At 43.9% G+C, this 19612-nt stretch carries 15 protein-coding genes; 5 read left to right on the top strand and 10 right to left on the bottom strand.

The window, feature by feature from the left end; genetic code table 11:
- Positions 1-135: 135 nt before the first annotated feature.
- From F0229_RS00825 to F0229_RS00815, 3 genes are all read right to left on the bottom strand, one after another.
- On the bottom strand, positions 136-1137 hold the full coding sequence (locus tag F0229_RS00825; protein WP_017062129.1) for a lipid A deacylase LpxR family protein: 1002 nt from the start codon (positions 1135-1137) through the stop codon (positions 136-138).
- Positions 1138-1337: 200 nt separating this feature from the next.
- Positions 1338-3614: a formate C-acetyltransferase gene (pflB, locus tag F0229_RS00820; RefSeq protein WP_017066931.1), complete on the bottom strand. Its 2277-nt coding sequence runs from the start codon at positions 3612-3614 to the stop codon at positions 1338-1340.
- A 307-nt stretch (positions 3615-3921) separates the two neighbouring features.
- On the bottom strand, positions 3922-5463 hold the full coding sequence (locus tag F0229_RS00815) for a DUF3360 family protein (RefSeq protein ID WP_008220142.1): 1542 nt from the start codon (positions 5461-5463) through the stop codon (positions 3922-3924).
- Positions 5464-6254: 791 nt separating this feature from the next.
- Here F0229_RS00815 and F0229_RS00810 point away from each other — a divergent pair.
- The 4 genes from F0229_RS00810 to F0229_RS00795 all read left to right on the top strand — a co-directional run bounded on the left by F0229_RS00810 (position 6255) and on the right by F0229_RS00795 (position 9433).
- Positions 6255-7025: an ABC transporter ATP-binding protein gene (locus F0229_RS00810; RefSeq protein WP_004736532.1), complete on the top strand. Its 771-nt coding sequence runs from the start codon at positions 6255-6257 to the stop codon at positions 7023-7025.
- Positions 7026-7162: 137 nt separating this feature from the next.
- A complete protein-coding gene (locus tag F0229_RS00805) occupies positions 7163-7933 on the top strand; it encodes an ABC transporter substrate-binding protein (protein WP_010437364.1) in 771 nt (256 codons plus the stop codon).
- A gap of 79 nt (positions 7934-8012) precedes the next feature.
- Complete coding sequence (locus tag F0229_RS00800; protein ID WP_171732054.1) at positions 8013-8753, top strand: ABC transporter permease; 741 nt, start codon at positions 8013-8015, stop codon at positions 8751-8753.
- A 2-nt stretch (positions 8754-8755) separates the two neighbouring features.
- Positions 8756-9433 (top strand): ABC transporter permease, encoded by a 678-nt coding sequence (locus F0229_RS00795; protein WP_017062123.1) that lies wholly within the window; start codon positions 8756-8758, stop codon positions 9431-9433.
- A 71-nt stretch (positions 9434-9504) separates the two neighbouring features.
- Here F0229_RS00795 and xthA read toward each other — a convergent pair whose 3' ends face one another.
- From xthA to emrD, 3 genes are all read right to left on the bottom strand, one after another.
- Complete coding sequence (xthA, locus tag F0229_RS00790; protein WP_010437369.1) at positions 9505-10311, bottom strand: exodeoxyribonuclease III; 807 nt, start codon at positions 10309-10311, stop codon at positions 9505-9507.
- A 169-nt stretch (positions 10312-10480) separates the two neighbouring features.
- Entirely contained in the window at positions 10481-12571 is a 2091-nt protein-coding gene (locus F0229_RS00785) for a S9 family peptidase (RefSeq protein WP_171732104.1), read from the bottom strand.
- Positions 12572-12904: 333 nt separating this feature from the next.
- Positions 12905-14110 (bottom strand): multidrug efflux MFS transporter EmrD, encoded by a 1206-nt coding sequence (gene emrD / locus F0229_RS00780; RefSeq protein WP_017065927.1) that lies wholly within the window; start codon positions 14108-14110, stop codon positions 12905-12907.
- A gap of 499 nt (positions 14111-14609) precedes the next feature.
- On the opposite strand from emrD, the gene F0229_RS00775 reads away from it, so the two are divergent.
- Entirely contained in the window at positions 14610-16727 is a 2118-nt protein-coding gene (locus tag F0229_RS00775) for a methyl-accepting chemotaxis protein (protein WP_171732053.1), read from the top strand.
- A gap of 112 nt (positions 16728-16839) precedes the next feature.
- On the opposite strand, the gene F0229_RS00770 is transcribed toward F0229_RS00775, so the two are convergent.
- Genes F0229_RS00770 through F0229_RS00755 form a run of 4 tightly spaced genes read right to left on the bottom strand, consistent with a single transcriptional unit; the run spans position 16840 to position 19534 of the window.
- Positions 16840-17973: a cupin domain-containing protein gene (locus tag F0229_RS00770; RefSeq protein ID WP_171732052.1), complete on the bottom strand. Its 1134-nt coding sequence runs from the start codon at positions 17971-17973 to the stop codon at positions 16840-16842.
- A gap of 50 nt (positions 17974-18023) precedes the next feature.
- On the bottom strand, positions 18024-18194 hold the full coding sequence (gene rsmS / locus F0229_RS00765; protein ID WP_017055021.1) for a pleiotropic regulatory protein RsmS: 171 nt from the start codon (positions 18192-18194) through the stop codon (positions 18024-18026).
- Positions 18184-18732, bottom strand: coding sequence for a primosomal replication protein (locus F0229_RS00760; protein ID WP_017070024.1), 549 nt, complete (start codon positions 18730-18732; stop codon positions 18184-18186). Before F0229_RS00760 ends, rsmS begins: the two co-directional genes overlap by 11 nt.
- Positions 18733-18754: 22 nt before the next feature.
- The gene (locus F0229_RS00755) at positions 18755-19534 is read right to left on the bottom strand and encodes a TSUP family transporter (RefSeq protein ID WP_017062114.1); all 780 of its coding nucleotides are present in this window, start codon (positions 19532-19534) and stop codon (positions 18755-18757) included.
- Positions 19535-19612 lie beyond the last annotated feature (78 nt).

Below are 19612 nucleotides of genomic sequence, written 5' to 3'. Positions count from 1 at the left end.
TTTATTTTATTACAAAAACGGTACATAAAATAGGGTCAAATGGTAACGAGACCTTTAAAAATAAAGGCAACCACCTGTGAAGATGATTGCCTTTATTAAACTTGAAAAGTAAAGGACGAAAGCCCTTACTGGTGGCTAGAAGAAAGCAAACATTGTGATACCGCCAGTGGTGTACACTGACTCTTTCGCTTCTTCGTAATCCGGTGTTTTTGCGGTTAGCGCGAAAGAGGCACCAACGTATCGGTTATACCAAGCGACACCCAATACAGCAGTTGCTTGAATGTTCTCTAAAGTCACATCGTAGATCGCTGGATCTTCGTTGTTTTTATTAGCGTACTCATCAACACCTGAGCGATCGCCTTCGATAGTCAGGTCGTTGAATCGGTAGCGACCTTCGAGGCCTGCATAGGTAAACCAACCAGCGTTTGATGCGCCGATCATGCCCGGTTTGAATGGGTTTTCTGTGGTGATGTTAGCTGCACCAAAGTTACCGCCTAAGTCTGTACCCCAACGAAACATGAAGCCCGTTGAAATGTCACTTCTAAAGTTACCGACGTTGATTTCAGAAACGTTAGAGATTTCGTAGTCAGTATTCGCAAGAGCTTGATTACGCATTAGGTTGAAATGGCTTAGGTAACCAACGCTTCCCGCCCATTCATCATCGACTTGGTATTCCCAACCCATCGGCTCATCCGACTTAGTGATTGAGTGAACCAGCTTTTGAGCATCTTCAGACAGTGCACGTTCGCCCGTAGTACCAAACGTGATATTAAAACGCTGGGCTTGCTGTGGGTTTAAGCTGATGTAATTGAATTCAGTGTGAAGGTAACCTGCGTATGGGCGATCATTAGGCGATGGCGTTTCTAACTCAATGTCAGAAGGCGTATACATCTTGTGGCCAATGGTGATTTCCCACTTGTCTAGAGAGCTTGCGCCCCAGTAGGAAAGACTCAATGGTTTTACCCAGTTATATGGCGTAATACTTGATGATGTGTAACCCAGAAATAAGCCGTTGGTATAGTCTTGGTCGACACCAAAAATACCATCATTATCTAAAGCAAAAGTTAACGTAGAACGCTCAGAGGCTAAAGATGAGAAAGAGAGAAGAATCAGGGGTAAACAACGCAGGTATTTCATGGAGCAGTTACTCTTAAATTATGAACCGCGATATTACCGTAATTTGACAGAATTTGTGGAAAAAAAGTGAATGGCAGGGTGCTTTTTTGCTCAACCTAACATTTCGCGGGATAGGTGAGTGTAGTGCGATTTATTTCAGATATAAAAAAGCCCCGCACATTGGCGAGGCTAATATTATTTACTGTCTATTGAGCGTGAGCTTATAGAGACTCAGTAAATGTACGTGCGATTACGTCAGCTTGTTGCTCTGCAGTTAGAGAGTTAAAGCGAACAGCGTAACCAGATACACGGATTGTTAGCTGAGGGTATTTCTCAGGGTGCTTAACTGCGTCTTCAAGAGTTTCGCGGTTAAGAACGTTAACGTTAAGGTGTTGACCACCTTCAATGCCAGCTTCGTGGTGGAAGTAACCATCCATTAGGCCTGCAAGGTTAGCACGTTGGCTGTCTTGTTCTTTACCTAGTGCGTTTGGCACGATAGAGAACGTGTAAGAGATACCATCTTGTGCGTCAGCAAACGGTAGTTTACCTACAGACGTTAGTGAAGCTACAGCGCCTTTCTCATCACGACCGTGCATTGGGTTTGCACCAGGAGCGAAAGGAGCGCCAGCACGACGACCGTCTGGAGTGTTACCTGTTTTCTTACCGTAAACCACGTTAGACGTGATAGTAAGAACTGACTGTGTAGGGATAGAGTTACGGTAAGTCTTAAGCTTACGGATCTTGTTCATGAACGTAGAAACTAGTTCACAAGCAATATCATCTACACGAGAGTCGTTGTTACCGTATTTAGGGTAATCGCCTTCGATTTCGAAGTCAGTTGCGATGCCATCTTCGTCGCGGATTGGTTTAACAGTCGCGAACTTGATTGCAGATAGTGAGTCAGCTGCAACAGATAGACCAGCGATACCACAAGCCATAGTACGACGAACGTCACGGTCATGAAGAGCCATTAGAGACGCTTCGTAGCTGTACTTGTCGTGCATGTAGTGAATGCTGTTTAGTGCAGTCACGTATTGCTTAGCTAACCAGTCCATGAATGTGTCTAGGCGACCCATTACGTCATCGTAGTTAAGAACTTCGTCAGTGATCTTGTCTGAAACAGGACCAACTTGCATCTTAAGTTTCTCGTCCACACCGCCGTTGATTGCGTAAAGCATTGTTTTCGCAAGGTTAGCACGAGCACCGAAGAACTGCATTTGCTTACCAACGATCATTGGAGATACACAACAAGCGATAGCGTAATCATCAGACTCTAGGTCAGGACGCATTAGGTCATCATTTTCGTACTGGATAGAAGAAGTATCGATAGATACCTTCGCACAGAAACGCTTGAAGCCGTCAGGTAGTTGCTCAGACCAAAGAACAGTGATGTTTGGCTCTGGAGAAGGACCCATAGTGTATAGAGAGTTTAGGAAACGGAAGTTCGAACGCGTTACTAGCGTACGACCGTCGATACCCATACCACCCATAGACTCTGTTGCCCAGATTGGGTCGCCAGAGAACAGCTCATCGTACTCAGGAGTACGTAGGAAACGAACCATACGCAGTTTCATTACGAAGTGGTCGATCATTTCTTGTGCTTGTTCTTCAGTGATCTTGCCAGCAGCGATATCACGCTCGATGTAGATGTCTAGGAAAGTCGAAGTACGACCTAGAGACATTGCAGCACCGTTTTGAGATTTAACAGCAGCTAGGTAGCCGAAGTAAGTCCACTGGATAGCTTCTTGAGCTGTTTGAGCTGGCTCAGAGATATCGAAACCGTATTTCTCAGCCATTTGCTTGATTTGACCTAGAGCACGATGTTGCTCAGAGATCTCTTCACGCAGTTGCATTGTTTCTGCTAGGTTTTCACCGTTTTCGAATTGCTCTTGAAGAGAAGCAAATTGAGCTTGCTTGTCTTTCATTAGGAAATCAATACCGTAAAGTGCAACACGACGGTAGTCACCAATGATACGACCACGGCCGTAAGCATCAGGAAGACCAGTCAGAACACCAGACTTACGACATTTTAGGATATCAGGAGTGTAGATATCGAAAACGCCAGCATTGTGTGTTTTGCGGTATTCTGAGTAGATTTTTGAAACCATTGGGTCAAGAGTTTCACCGTATGCTTTACAAGAACCTTCAACCATACGCACACCACCGTTAGGGATGATTGCACGTTTTAGTGGCTTCTCAGTTTGTAGACCAACGATAGTCTCAAGATCTTTCTCAATGTAACCTGCATCGTGAGCAGTAATGGTAGAGATAACAGAAGTATCGAAATCTACAGGTGCTTTAGTTGCGTTTTCCTGTTTGATACCTTCCATTACCGAAGACCAAAGCTTGTTAGTTGCTTCAGTACCCTCAGAAACTAGGAAAGATTCGTCGCCTTCATACGGCGTGTAGTTCTTTTGAATGAAATCACGAACGTTTACTTCGCTTTGCCACTCACCTGCAGCAAAATCTTCCCAAGCTTTAGCAAATTGCTCTGCCATGACATACCTACCTTTTTAGTAGAAAAAATACGTACATTAACACTGTTGAGCCAGCGCCCCTCGTAAGGGTAGTACACTCTTATTAATAACAATATATATGAGCATATAAGCGTCATATGGTTATATATATTGTCACTACCTTTTATATGTTGTCTTTACTCTATGAATTCAAGACTACGCTAAAAAATTTCTGCAAACCTTAAACTAAATCAATAAATGCCAAAAAAAGTTGAAAAAATTTGAGTGGCAGGGGTTGCCACCCAAACTTTTTTTTAATCCTAATACTACTTTTGTGTAGTAAGGACCATTATAGCCAAGCTTTTAGGCCATATTGACTTTCTAGCATACCAACTGCAAGCATTGCTACTAGACAGATAACTAAAACGCCAACTGGGATAACAATCTTATCTACAAATGATAGACGCTTCGCACGCTCTTTATCACCAATTAGACCGTTATTATCTAGAAGCATAGTCAGTGCCCATGCTAATACTGGGTTAACAACCGCTGAACCGAAGATACAGATACCAGCTGCTTGAGAGTCTTTTGAATCTTTAACCATCTGCATACCCGCTTCAAGTAGAGGTAGAGATACACCTACAAGTAGCGCAACACGCATCACTGGTGGCCATACTGCTACGTCCATTGGGAAGCCAAGAATCGCAACAATAATACATAGAGAGCCAAGCAAGATTGCGCCGCCAGGGATTGGACGTTTCGCGATAGCCGCTGGGATCATGTAAGTACCCCAAGATGAAGTGATGTTACCCCCACCAACTGCTGTACCTACCATTTGACGAACTGAACACATAGTCATTGTGTCGTCTACGTCCATCAGTACTTTTTCAGACTTTTTAGGGTAGTTCAGTTCTTGGAAGATACGGTGACCTAGGAAGTCAGGTGACCACATTGCTACTGCTAGGATTGCAAATGGTAGAGAAGCGATGAAGTGCTCAACGTTTGGTAAACCAAGCATCCAACCTTCTTCAGTAGAACCCCACCAGTAGATTGGGTTTAGGTTTGGAATGCCTGTTTCAGTTACGAATTTGATATCGAAACCAGCACCAAGTACTAGAGCAATAGCTAGACCAGTGAAAGCACAAACAGGGATTGCTAACCAACGCTTGTTCACTTTAGCAAGGAATGCATATAGACCGATGGTAACGGCTAGAACAATCAAACCGATGTAACCCATGCTACCAGCAGCGACAGTGTCAGACTGAAGACCAACAGCCCAAGCTTGAATTGAGTTGATTTGGCTCATTGTACCGGTTAGACCCAAGAAGATGAGCAAGCCACCCGCCGTACCTTCAGAGGTAAGGTTAACAAGTTTAGACCCACCTTTTAGGAAGCTTAGGATAAGACCGAAGACACCGATAAGGATTGCCAATGCAAGAGGGTGAGCACCAGCAAGAGCGATGGTACCAATAAGAGGAATCATTGGGCCGTGGTTACCGGCAAGGTTAGCTTTAGGGTTAAAGAAACCAGAAGCAAGGATACAGAACAGCAGTGCAGGGATAAGCATTTCTACACGAGCGACTTCAATCGCAAAGTCTTTACCAAGGTTTACGTGATCCCAAGCTTGAGTTAGGCCTTCAGCCCAAGACATCATTACTGCAGAGTACATCGCGATGATACCAATGGTACCAGCCAGTGCAGGAACAAGGTCTTCTAGTTCAAAGCGGAAGTCACGGCCAGGAAGGTTTAGGCCAAAGCGGCGAGGCTTCATGATTTGAAGTTCGTGATCTAGATAATCTGAGCGGTTCTCAAATTCAGAAGCAGGGCGGTGTAGCTCTTTATAGCTTTTCTCTTCTACTTCAGAGTTCGCATTGTTCACAACGTCTGACATAGATTCCTCATATTTTATGTTAGTAATTCTAAAATTGAATTCTATAAGTTCGCGTAATTGCGTTATTTCTTAGTTATAACTCATTAACATCATGTTGCACGGTTTTGATGTGCTTTATGCAGCTAAGTTAAAAGAAATGTTTGGCATTTTTAATGCCTTATTCTTTGCTGAGGAGTCTAACAAGCTTACCCTTTAGGGTGATTGATCTTGATCACTTTATGAGTATATGTGAAAGAAAGCTACAAAACGCAGCGATTCATTAACTTCCCATTGATGAATCGTGTAATTAGTTTTCACAAATTGACGTTTACCTATCTTCTTCGAGCCTTTGTCGTCATGGCTCGAGTTCAATACTCAATTCTTACTGAGTTATTTCACTATTACTTGCTTCCCAACTGTTCCGAGTGAAATGCTTACAATGTAATAACCTTAAAATAATTGTGCTTTATGGTGAGGGCAGTGTGCTGAATGTGTGCGCTATATTTTGTCGACAGTAATGTTTATAAGTTCACAAAACGTGTTTTTCTTGTGAGACATCCAGCTACGAGAATCTCATTTTGATTAACTTTATTTAAACAATGTAAGGGGTGTAATTGCAGCTTATTGATAGAACTCATTCATTAAATTGAGGCGAAAACGCTACCTTTTGCATAATAAGTCAGAGTGAATCGCTATTTATTCCAATTTATCAGGTTAATAATTTGTTGCATGTTGTTTCGTGTGGTGCTAGTTTGTATCGCATGAAAAGGTCGGAGTACCTTGCATTTTCACAAACTTGGGAGAGAAAGCGCATGAAAGATGTACCAGCGCTGGACATAAAGGATCTACACAAAACGTTTGGTCAAAATGAAGTTTTAAAGGGAATTTCACTTTCTGCGCATAAAGGCGATGTTGTATCGATTATCGGATCTTCAGGGTCGGGTAAAAGTACTTTCCTTAGATGTATCAACCTTTTAGAGACACCAACTGCAGGCGAGATTTGGGTTAATGGCGAATTAATTCAAATGAAAAACAACCGCCAAGGCGTATCTGTTCCTGCCAACGAAAAACAAGTACAGCGAATCCGTTCTCGCTTAGCGATGGTTTTTCAAGGCTTCAATCTTTGGTCTCACCTGACCGTTCTCGAAAACGTTATCGAAGCGCCTGTTCACGTCTTAGGTGTACCTAAAGCACAAGCGATTGAAAATGCAGAGCTACTACTTAAAAAAGTAGGCTTGTATGAGCGCAAAGATTACTACCCAGGTCATTTATCCGGTGGACAACAACAACGAGCGGCAATTGCTCGAGCGTTAGCGGTTGATCCGGAAGTGATGCTGTTTGATGAGCCAACATCAGCACTTGACCCTGAGTTAGTAGGGGAAGTACTTGGTGTAATGCGAGATCTAGCAGAAGAAGGAAGAACCATGCTTGTGGTAACACATGAAATGGCTTTTGCTCGTGACGTATCAAACCATGTGATGTTCCTGCATCAAGGTCTAGTGGAAGAACAGGGCGATCCAGCTAAACTGTTTACGGAACCTGAATCTGAACGTTTACAACAATTTATCTCATCGATTTACTAATCAGAATTGAAACGCCGTTGCCAACGGTAAACAGCGACGGTGTGAACAATAAAACACAACAAGTAAGTTAATAAGCAACAACAAACACAATATTAAAACTAGCAAAACATAAAAACCTAAATCACAGGAGTAGGGATATGAAAAAGTGGTTATTAGTCGCGGCACTTGCTGCAACTGCTGCAACGGGCGTAGCTCAAGCAAAAGAATGGAAAACAGTACGCTTTGGTATTGAAGGTGCTTACCCTCCATTTAGCTGGACAGAAGCTGACGGGTCACTGAAAGGCTTCGATGTCGATATGGCTAACGCACTTTGTACTGAAATGCAGGTGCAGTGTAAGATCGTTGCACAAGACTGGGATGGTATCATTCCTTCTCTACTTGCTCGTAAATATGATGCGATCATCGCGGCAATGTCTATCACGGAAGAGCGTAAGAAAAAAATCGACTTCACTGGTAAATACGCACTTATCCCAAACAAGTTCATCGCTAAGAAAGGTGCAGGCCTTAACTTTGATGATCTAAGCGGTCAAAAGATTGCAGTTCAACGTGCAACAACTCACGATAAATACCTAACAGACAACTACGGCGATACAGTAGAGATCGTTCGTTACGGTTCATTCGACGAAGCTTACCTTGATCTAGCAAACGGTCGTGTTGCTGCTGTACTAGGTGATGCATCTGCTCTAGAAGAAGGCGTGCTGAACAAAGCTGGTGGTGAAGACTACGAGTTTGTTGGCCCATCACTAACTGATCCTAAGTGGTTCGGCGAAGGTTTTGGTATTGCTCTACGTAAGCAAGACAAAGATCTGACTAAGCAATTAGATGCGGCAATCCTTTCACTACGTGAAAAAGGCATCTACCAAGATATCGCGGCTAAATACTTCAACTACGACGTATACGGTCAGTAATCTTTAGCGTCAATTCTTAAGGGAGAGGTTCTCCTCTCCCTGTCTTACCAACTTTTTCGCAGTTCTGTTGGAATCCATTATGTTTGATTTACAAGGATATGAAGCGTCGATCCTGAAAGGGGCGGTGCTCACAATCGAAGTTGCCTTGCTGTCGCTAATTTTAGCTATGGTTCTTGGTATGCTAGGTGCCTTAGCAAAACTCGCGCCTTATCGCTGGGCTCGTGCTATTGCAACCCTCTACACAACCGTCATTCGAGGCATTCCCGATCTCGTACTGATGATGCTGATTTTCTTTGGTGGACAAATCCTTTTAAACAACAGTTTGTATTCCATCAACGAGTGGCTCAACGAGTGGTTTGCATCCAGTGATCCTAACCACGAATGGACCTCTTACCTACCTGATTATATTGATGTCAGCCCATTTGTTGCTGGTGTCTTAACCATAGGTTTTATTTTCGGTGCCTATATGGCAGAAACGTTCCGTGGTGCGATCATGGCTGTCGACAGCGGTGAGATGGAAGCGGCAAAAGCTTATGGTATGAGCCCTGTAAAGGCGTTTCACCGCATACTGCTACTGCAGATGATTCGTCATGCGCTACCGGGTTTTGGTAACAACTGGCTGGTATTACTTAAAACCACTGCGCTGGTTTCGATTATTGGCCTAGAAGACATGGTACGTGTTAGTGCACTGGCGGCGGGTTCAACCAAAATGCCATTCACTTTCTACATGACTGTGGCGATTATCTTCTTATTCTTCACCAGTGTTTCAACGGGCCTGCTTAAGCTGGTTGAACGTAAATTCAGTATCCACGCGAGGTAGTTATGGACTTTTCATTGATAATTGAAAGCCTGCCGATTTACCTTGGTGGTTTATGGACAACGGCTTGGATGGTTTGCGTTGCTTTGATCATTGGCTTATTCGTAGCCATACCATTAGCTATCGCTCGTAACAGCCCAAATATGCTGATTAATGCTCCGGCTTGGTCATTCATCTATTTCTTCCGTGGTACGCCATTACTGGTTCAGCTGTACCTGATTTACTACGGTATGGACCAATTCTTCCCAGTGAAAGACACATTATGGGAAAACGCATGGTTCTGTGCTTTGGTGGCATTCATTCTTAACACGTCAGCTTATACCGCAGAGATCATTCGTGGTGCGATTAACGGCTTACCTAAAGGTGAAGTCGAAGCAGCAAAAGCTTACGGCATGAGTACACCGAAGACTTACCGTCGTATCATTTTACCAAGTGCTCTGCGTCGCGCATTGCCGGCTTACAGTAACGAAGTCATCTTCATGCTTCACGGCTCTGCGGTAGCGGGTATCGTAACCATTATGGACTTAACCGGTGCAGCACGTTTGGTTAACTCACGTTACTACGCTCCATTCGAGTCTTTCCTAACGGCAGGTCTGTTCTACATGGCGTTAACGTTCATCATCATCGCGATTTTCAAATTCGCAGAGAAACGTTTCCTTGCTTACCTAAGACCACTTAGCTAATTGCATTTTACATAGTTAACAAAACGGCGCTCATTGAGCGCCGTTTTTATTGAAAGTGTCTGTTTAACTCGTTACTTGAACGTCGACCAAATTGGCGCGTGATCAGACGGTTTTTCAATGCCGCGTAGCTCGTAATCGATGCCAGCTTCAGTACACTTATCAGCAAGCTTTTGAGTCGCTAGGACTACATCAATACGCAGGCCGCGGTTGTCTACGAAGCCTTTTGAGCGGTAATCAAACCACGAGTATTGATCATTCACTTCAGGGTGCAGCAAGCGGAAGCTGTCTACAAAGCCCCAATCCATCAATGTTTTCAACCATTCGCGCTCTTCTGGTTGGAAAGAACATTTACCAGTTTTTAACCAACGTTTCGCATTAGGTTCACCAATGCCGATGTCTGCGTCGATAGGGCTGATATTAATGTCGCCCATCACAATCACTTGCTCATCTTTGTTGTGATAATCGTTTAAGTAAGTCATTAAGTCTTTATAGAACTGGCGTTTGTACGGGTATTTTGTTTCATGCTTGATGTTATCCCCTTGAGGGAAGTAGCCATTTAGCACGGTAACCTTTTCACCATTTTCATCTTCAAACGTCGCCATGATCATGCGTTTTTGATGGTCTTCATTATCTGTTGGGAAACCCTTCTGCACAGAAATAGGCTCTTGCTTACACAACATTGCCACACCGTAGTGGGCTTTTTGACCGTGGAAGTAAACCTTATAGCCCATTGCTTCAACATCAGCAATTGGGAAGGCTTCATCGTGCACTTTTATCTCTTGCAGACCAATCACGTCGGGTTGGTGTTTGTCGATAATAGCTTGCAGTTGGTGAAGGCGGGCTCTAAGACCGTTGATGTTGAAGCTAATTACTTTCATTTATTTTTATACCTCTCGTAAACCTTTGTCACTGGTTGTTTTTAAAGGTTTTTGATTTGGTGGATTTCATGGTTCAACGTATTTAACCATGCTTAATAATTTCTGTCGCCACTTTGTAGAGACAAAATGGCGACATTAAATGATGTGAATACTTACAGTTACGTAGAATCTATTGAGTCTTAAGTAAATCCAAAAAGAACGCGTATTCAAGTGCGTCTTCTTTTAATCGTTTAAATCGGCCAGAAGCGCCACCGTGACCGGCTTCCATATCGGTTTTGAACAGCAATACGTTGTTGTCTGTTTTCATTTCACGCAGCTTCGCAACCCATTTCATTGGCTCAAAGTACTGCACCTGTGAGTCATGCAGGCCTGTCGTTACCAACATGTTCGGGTAGTTTTGTACCTTAATGTTGTCGTACGGTGAGTACCCCAGCATGTAATCGTAGTAGGCTTTATCGTTCGGGTTACCCCATTCGTCATACTCATTGGTGGTTAGAGGGATCGATTCATCGAGCATGGTTGTCACAATGTCTACAAACGGAACATGTGCACCAATACCACGGTACAGTTCTGGTGCTTGGTTGATGATTGCTCCCATCAATAGACCGCCAGCAGACCCCCCAACGGCGAACACTTTATCTTTCGCGCCGTAGCCTTCTTCAACAAGCTCTTTGGTTACATCAATAAAGTCGTTGAACGTGTTTTGTTTGGTCAGTTTTTTGCCATCTTCATACCAAGGGCGACCAAGCATTTCTGAACCGCGGACATGTGCGATGGCATAAACAAAACCTCTATCCAGTAGGCTTAGGCGAGTTGAGCTGAAGGTAGGTTCAATCGTAGAGCCGTAAGACCCATAGCCGTATTGGTAGATTGGGTTAGTGCCGTCTTTCTTAAATAAGTCTTTACGATAAACCAAAGAGACAGGAACTTGCTTACCATCGCGAGCCGTAATCATGATTCGCTCTGATTGGTAGTTATCCGCTTCGAAATCACCTAATACGGGTGTTTGCTTCATGAGTTCGGATTCACCTGTACTTAGGTCGAAATCATAGTAAGTACCTGGCGTGGTTAAGCTGCTGTAATAGATACGAACTTTTGAGTTATCTAATTCATAGTTACTCGTTAGGTAAGCGGCAAATGCGGTGTCGTTAAATTCAAGTGGGAACTCGTAACCTGTTGAGAGTTGGCGAACTTTCACTGTAGACAAACCACCTGCGCGTTGTTCGTAAACAAGATGGTCATCAAACAACTCGAAATCTACAAGCTGAGTATTATCGTCTGCTGGGATGACATCGACCCATTTTGAGCGATCATGCATCTCTTCGGCTGTGACTTTCATTAAACGGAAGTTGACCGCTTGGTAGTTGGTATAGATGTAATACCAATCACCTAGCTTAGCGATGCTGTACTCTATGCCGGTCTCTTTTGGGTAGAAAGCCTCAGCTGTAGCCTTTGGGTTGTTGGCATCGATGACTGAAACACCGCTGGTTTCTGTGCTCGAGTGCCAAATGTAGACCTGTTCTCCATCTTTGCTTTTACTCAAAGAGGTGTAGTAAGCGCTATCGGTTTCTTCGTAGATTAACTCATCGCTTGCCTGAGCTGTGCCTAACACGTGGCGGTAAACTTGATAACCCAGCAATGTTTGTGGATCTTTTTTGATGTAGTAGAAGGCTTGGTTGTCGTTTTGCCATGCGATAGCACTTGAAGCGCCTTCAATTTCATCTTTTAGGTATTCACCTGTTGTGAGGTCTTTGATCTTGATGGTGTAAATGCGGCGGCTTAGCGTATCTTCGCCATAGGCCAACAAGTTTTCGTCTGGGCTGATCGTTAAGCCACCAATACTGAAGAATTCATGCTCTTTTGCTAGCTCGTTTACATCTAAGATGACTTGCTTGTCTGTGCCTAAAAAGTTTTTTTCACGCAGGTGAACTGGGTATTCGTTGTCGCCTGTGACCTTATTCGAGTAGTAGTAACTGCCTTTGCGAACCGGTACCGAATTGTCGTCTTTCGCGATTCGGCCTTTAATCTCTTCAAATAATTGTTTTTGTGCTGCTTCTGTATGTTTCAACACCGTATCTGCGTACTGATTCTCTTGCTCAAGTTGTTGCAATATCTCTGGATCTTGGCGTGCATCATCGCGCATCCAATAGTAATCATCGATTCGGGTTTCACCATGAATCGTCATTGCGTGAGGGACTTTCTTAGCAACGGGTGCTTGGGTTTGTTGAGCGACGAGTTGTGATTGAGAGTAGTGGTTCATGGCTGAGATTCCTTGATTGCTGCATCCGGCGACAAGCGCTATTGATACGGCTAATGTGGTTAAAGCGATACGCATCTATATATCCTTAGTGTGCACCTTACTCTTTTTGATGCCAGCATCCTTTGTTGGTTGGGTATCTTCCAGTGATATTATTTATAATTGGATTCTGGATATGCACCTTCATCGTAAGTGTCTGTTATTGTTTTCAAAAAATCAAAGTAATGTTAAATGAAATTACTGATACGTGAGAGTGGAAGGAATAAATGTGCAACAAAAAGGGACACACTTTTCAGTATGTCCCTTTCCTTTGTTTAGCAAGATTCGAGTTTTACGTTAAATAGCCAATGGCATTTCGTTTGAGTGGTCAGGTTTACGATTAACCCAACGTAAACCAAGCATAGCGATGAATGACATAGCAATCATCAGGCAACCGAGTGGCAGTTGGTCTTGAGCAGGGAAGAACGATGCCAACAGTGTTGCGATGCCAGCACCTAGGTTCTGCATACCACCTAAGATCGCGCCTCCTGTACCTGCGTGGTATGGGAATGGCGAAAGTGCCCCCGTTGTTGCTGCTGGGAATAAGATACCAGCGCCCAAGAAGTAAATTGTGGCACCGCCAATCAAAGTTAATGCTGTTGTTTGACCAAACAGACCTGGTATCAGCACCACAGTTGAGCCTACCAAGATTGCTACTAGACCAACATTCAGTGCGCGGCGCTCAGAGCGACGTTGTGCGATGTAACTAGATAAGCCTGCACCGACTAAGTAACCTGGAATAGGCAAGACAAACAGCAAGCTTACTGTGGTTGCCGGTAAGCCAAGTACGCCACCAAGCAACACACCTGCCGCTGCTTCAAATACGGCTACACCAGCAAAGGTTGCGACTAATACCAATAAGAAACCTTGGAAACGTTTATCAGACAGAACGAACTTGTAGCTGTTGGCAACCGATTCATGCTTGCGTCGTTCTTTCGGCAGTGTTTCCATCATGCTCGTCATCATAGTGATCACAACAGCAATACCAAACAGCGCAAGGAATAAGTAGCTAGAACGCCAGCCGAAAACTTCTGTTAGGTAACCACCCAGTACAGGAGCCATCAATGGTGAGAAAATCACACACATGCTAATCAAGCTGTTTGCACGGTGCAGCTCTGCGCCTTCAAAACAGTCGCGAGTCAATGTACGAGACATCGCACCACCACAACCGATGCCCAAACCTTGGATAAAGCTGCCCGCTAAGAACCATTCATATTCGTGAGCGAACAATGCCACCAAAGTACCGATGATGTAGATGATCAAACCAATCACGATGATCGGTTTACGACCTAGGCGATCTGAAAGTGGGCCGTAAACAAATTGCGACAGACCATAAGGGATCAAGTAACACGCCATCACTGCCTGCAGTGAAGATGCCGAAACTAAGAACTCACCTGCCATATGACCGATAGAAGGCACGTACATCGTTTGAGTCATTTGACCTACGGCAGTCAGAATAGCGATTAAAAAGGTAAGTTTCGCTAATGGAAACGAGGCGGACATTTGCGTATCTCTCCAAAAATTAAGACGTAAAAAGCCTTAGCGCTCCATTAAAGGAGAGCCAAATGAATAAAGTATTCAGGGAATCTAGGCGCGAGATATTAGAGCTTGATTGCGGGCTTAGCAATCAAAAAGTGTGAAGTTGAGCAAGATAAAAATCTATAACTTGGATTATAAAAACTAATCCGAAATTACTGCATTTTAAAGAGGGAGAGGGTGGAGTGGGCTTCCTTTAAATATCGATGTTCTGGCTATGTCCAAAGCGCTAAAACCTAAGCAACACAGCTAATGATTATATGAGTACATCATTTGAAATCACAGAAAAAAGGAAGAAAACACGCTCTATTAACATTTGTATAAACTTTCGTTTTATATGTAAGCAATTTGTGCTGTAATTATCCGCTAAGCTATTCGTCTAACTCATTTACATTGTGTACAGCAATTCGTTGTCGATGTGATAGTTATGGTTATGGAAGTCTTTTGGCTTAAATAAGGATATTAAATGCGCTCTCTATCGGTACAGTGGAAAATAACCCTCTTAGCAGGTTGTTGTTTAATCATTACGTCACTGTCTCTTATTGGTTTCTCGATCTACAACGCGACGAGCAATCAACAAGTCATCAAATCTCAAAGTTCAGAATCAGTTATCAATAAAACTCAGCAGTTGCTGGCGTCTGTTTCTCAGCTAAACGCTCAAGAAACTCAACGTTATGTAGACGAAGCTATTTACCGCGCAGAGATGCTTGCGGCCAGTGCTCAGTTTCTAAAAAACAATGCAGACGAAAACTTTACACCAAGTGAAGAGCTTCGTACCGCCTTGGATGAAATGGTTCGTCGCTCGGTTTTAAACTTCGACTCTATTCAAGGAGCGTATCTAGTTTTCAAGCCTGACTTGCTCGATAGTGAAGATGCGAATTATGTCGATGCTGATTATGTTGGTTCTAACGAAAAAGGTCGTTTTGCTCCTTACTGGAAGGTGGCAGATAACGGTGAAAATGTTCTAGCGAACGTTCTTTCAGAATCTATCTTGAATGATGACAGCAATAGCGAACGTTTTTACTGTCCTTTGTCTTCAGGGCAAACGTGTATTAGTACGCCGAAAGTCGTGAACAGCAGTGGTGTAGCACTACTTACGTCCTCTATTTCAGTCCCTATTTTGGTTGACGACGTTGCTATTGGTTTTCTTGGTATTGATCTAAGACTTGATGGTTTAACCAGTGTGATTACTCAATCTGACCAGAGCTTGTTTAACGGTGCGGGTAAAGCTTACGTGGTTAGTCTAGATGGTTCGGTCATCGCTTCTGATGATTCAAGCATTGCAGTCGGTTCAACTTTCCAAAGTGGCAATACAAACAGTGATTTAATGACCGACTTTATCTTTGGTGGTGAAGTGACAACGCAATGGAGCGAGAACGGTGAGTGGTTACTTGCCTTTGCACCTGTTGTTGCAGCTAACCAAACTTGGGGGGTGTTGTTTGAGATCCCAAGAGACAGTGTCGTCGCTGACGCAAATAAATTGGATTCCATCATTAGCACTAAGCTAAGTGAAGGCATCAAAACAGAAGTGATCGCCGGTACAGTGTTTATTATCTTTGGCTTAGCCATTATCGCATTTGCTTCCCTTTCAATTGTGAAGCCTATTCGACAAGTGGTTGAGCGACTTAATGATATTGCTTCTGGTGAAGGTGATTTGACCCAACGTTTGGAAGTGAAATCTCAAGACGAAATTGGTCAGCTATCCAAAGGGTTCAACTTATTCTTAGACAAGCTACAACACACGATCAAAGAAGTGATTCACACCACTGAGCAAGTGGCGAGCACGACAAGCCAGGCTAAAGCATCGGCATCAAGTACTCGAGAAAGCAGTGAATCTCAATTTAAAGAAGTGGATCTTGTGGCGACAGCGGCAGAAGAGATGACTCAAACTGCGGGCTTAGTGGTACAAAACGCAGAAGTGGCCGTTGATGCTGCTTGTGAAGCGAATCGTTCTGCTCAACAAGGGCAACAAGTCATTGAACTTTCAGCCGGTGAAATGAGAAAGCTGGTTGAGCGTATGTCGAGTGCTGTTCCTATTGTTGAAGAATTGGCAAAAAATAACGGAAACATCACCGAGATCTTAAGTGTGATTGAAGGGATCTCTGAGCAAACTAACTTACTGGCATTGAACGCGGCGATTGAAGCGGCTCGTGCTGGCGAACAAGGTCGAGGTTTTGCTGTTGTTGCGGATGAGGTAAGAAACCTCGCAAGTCGCACCCAGTCATCGGTTGGTGAGATCAGAGCGGTGATCGACAAGGTTCATGCTGGAACTCAAGATGTCGTTGAAGCAATACAAGAAGGCAATATCCTAGCTAACGATACAGCACTACACGTTCAGAAAGCAGTTGAAGATCTGGGGTCGATCTTTACTTCTATTGAGGCGATCAGTGATATGAACAGTCAGATCGTTCGAGCAGCCGAAGAGCAACAATCGGTTTCCGGTGAAGTAAATCAAAGCGTGGTTAATATTCGCGATTTGAGTGCGAAGATCTTGGAGCAAGCCGCGGCTTCTGAGCAAGTCGGCAATGAAATTGACCAACTGTCTCAACAACAACAGAAGTTGGTCAATCAGTTCAAGGTATAAGCATTAAGCCTTAACCAGTTCTTGAATAGAAAAAGGGACAAATGAAGATTTCATTTGTCCCTTTTTTAATTGTTTATTTAGAGGCTATGCAATAACCAGCGGTTGACGCTGCTTACTCTTCGATAAACCAGTAGCCTTTGTTGACCAATTCAGTCACGACAGTTATGCGCGAAGGAGATAGGGCAGTAGCCGAGGTAATCATGGTCTCATCGCAAAGTATGTTGAGTAACGAAGAATCCGCTTCATCAACCTTAACCACTTCGCCATTGATGTAAGCCGTGTTGCTTTCATTTTCGTGGTAGAGCGCCTTTAAGCCTGATACTCGGTGAATCTCACCTTCAGACTCTAAGTATTGAGCGATCTCTTCTTGAGTCCATAGTGGCTCTGGAGCAACGATATCAAGCTGGTGGCGTGATTGGCTTAGCAGACAACCCATGAATTCACTGATGGTTTCAGGTTGCTCTAGTGCAGATTTCAACATGTCTGTGAGATTGCTTAAATCCGATGAACGAATTTTTCCGTAGCCATCTTGCGTTTTGAATTCTGGATCGTGAAGATGAACGTCACCCATATCATGTGCAAGTACAAAATCGGCAAAGTTGCTGATCAGTTCTTGTTCTTTAGGCGAGCGGTAGCCAATAGAGTAGCTCATTGACGGCTCTAACGTGTTCCCTTCATGTGGGAAACCTGGTGGGATATAAAGGATATCGCCCGGCTCTAAAGTTTCATCAATGATTGGGTCAAAACCTTCAATTTGACGAAGTGCAGACGCTTGAACAGTCTCTTTGTATTGGCCAACATCTTTAGCGCCAACCTTCCATTGACGTTTGCCTTGACCTTGAATGATGAAGACATCGTATTGATCAATATGTGGGCCTACGCCGCCTTCAGGTGCTGAGTAGCAGATCATGAGATCGTCGAATAACCAGTTTGGTAACGCTTGGAACGCCTCAGTCAGCTGATTTGCGCCTTGGTGCCAGTGGTTCGCTGCTTGAACGATCAGTTGCCAATGAGTTTCGGTTAATTCGCCAAACTTTTCTTCAGAGAATGGGCCGTGTTCTGCAGTCCACTGATTGTCGAGGTTAGAGACAAAGCGAGAATCCACTTCTTCTTCCATCGATAAACCAGCAAGTTCTTCCGGCGAAATTGGGTCGACGAAGTTTTGGAAGCCACCCTTTAAGATGGTTGGTTTTTTATGCCAGTAGTTTTCAAGAAACTCGGGCATAGAAAAGCTGAGTTGGTACATGTGAATCCTGTATATTTTTATGCTAGATGCTAGATGCTAGATGCTAGATGCTAGATGCTAGATGCTAGTTTGGCTTGTAAATCTTGCTGGACAATTTTGATTGCTTCTAACGCGACTTTTGGATCGATTTCGTTGCTTTCGAGCAGATAGATCAGGTCGACAGCTAACTTAACTTCTTCTGGTGCGTTATCCAGTGGTGATGGTGTGTTATCAGTGTTCATTTCGCTTAGGGTTCTCTAAGTTAATCAGTCTCTCAATATTTTTCATTGAGTCTTCACAGCGTTCTAATCGCTCTTTTGCTAACTGCCAAGCCTCTTCCGCTTTTTTCTTACTGTGGCGAGGCGCAGAATCAAACGCTAACTTTCGTACTCGTACTAAATCGACCAATCGCTTTTGCCAGTCTTGGTGCTGGGCGAGTTCGTTGTATAGGTCGTTCAGGGTTTTCCCTGACTTGCTTTTTCGGTCCAAGCGTAAATCGTGGTTGGCTAACTCTCTTTGGATTGCTGCAATCTGATTGGTCAGCTTTTCTGTCAGGTAGTTGGCTCTGGACGCGGTCAGTTGATTTGAGGTTTGTTCACGTACAATGGTGCGGTACGTTGCCTGAGTTTCAAGTGCATAGGGAAGCAAAACAGAGGCGCCGCATTTAAATAAGGCTCGGTCAAACAAGGCTTGATGATAAGCCCCTCGAGATTTGTCAACCTGCGAGCAATGGCCAATCAAGGTATCAATAACACTTTTTAGCTTTGAAAATTGATTCATTTCACTTCCCGTTGGCTACTGCCTATAAGTTCACAAACCAAGCTTCGTATGCCAGTTTAATTGCAAGTACGCTTACAACTGTAACAAACACAGGTCTTATAAATGTAGCACCGAACCGAATAGCAGAGTGAGCGCCAACAAATGCACCGGCCATCAAACAAAGGCCCATGGTTAAACCTAGAACCCAATCAATATGACCAAGAATCGCGAAGGTCACCAAAGAGGTAAAGTTACTGGTAAAGTTCATGGCTTTGGATAGACCAGAGGCAAGTAAGATGTTTAAGCGATAAAGCGCCATAGAGCTTACCGTCCAAAACGCGCCAGTTCCTGGGCCAGCAACCCCATCATAAAAGCCAAGAATGAATCCTTGGTACTTTTGTTTTCTCTTAAGCACAGGGCATGGCTTAGGAGACACATTATGGCTCACATCTGGAGTCTTATGAAAAATGGTATAGACCGCTGCGGCAAGAATGACTAACGGCAATACCTTCTCTAACCACTCGGTGCTAATGGCATCAACAGTGAGTGTGCCGATGGTCGCACCTATTAAAGTAGATATGAATGCATTGACCCAACACTCAGGCTTGAACAGCTTTTTACGGTAGTAAGTGAATGCAGCTGTAGATGAAGCGAAGGTTGCTGCAAGCTTGTTAGTACCCAATGCGATGTGTGGCGGTAAACCAAGTGACAGTAAAGCTGGAACGGTTAACATCCCTCCGCCACCTGCGACAGCATCAATAAAGCCTGCTGCAAATGCAACCAGAGCAAGTATGACCAACATGGTTGGCTCAATCATTTCCATAAATAGCTAGTGTTCTCGTTATCGGCTGATAGGGCAGCCACATGAAAAACCGATGGATTAGTCATGTTGGGTTGTGAA

Source organism: Vibrio sp. AIC-3 (assembly GCF_013114515.1).
In the GTDB taxonomy this organism is placed as follows: Bacteria; Pseudomonadota; Gammaproteobacteria; order Enterobacterales; family Vibrionaceae; genus Vibrio; species Vibrio crassostreae_C.
The sequence above is the reverse complement of the archived record's forward strand: the minus strand, read 5'-3'. Positions and strand labels throughout refer to the sequence as shown.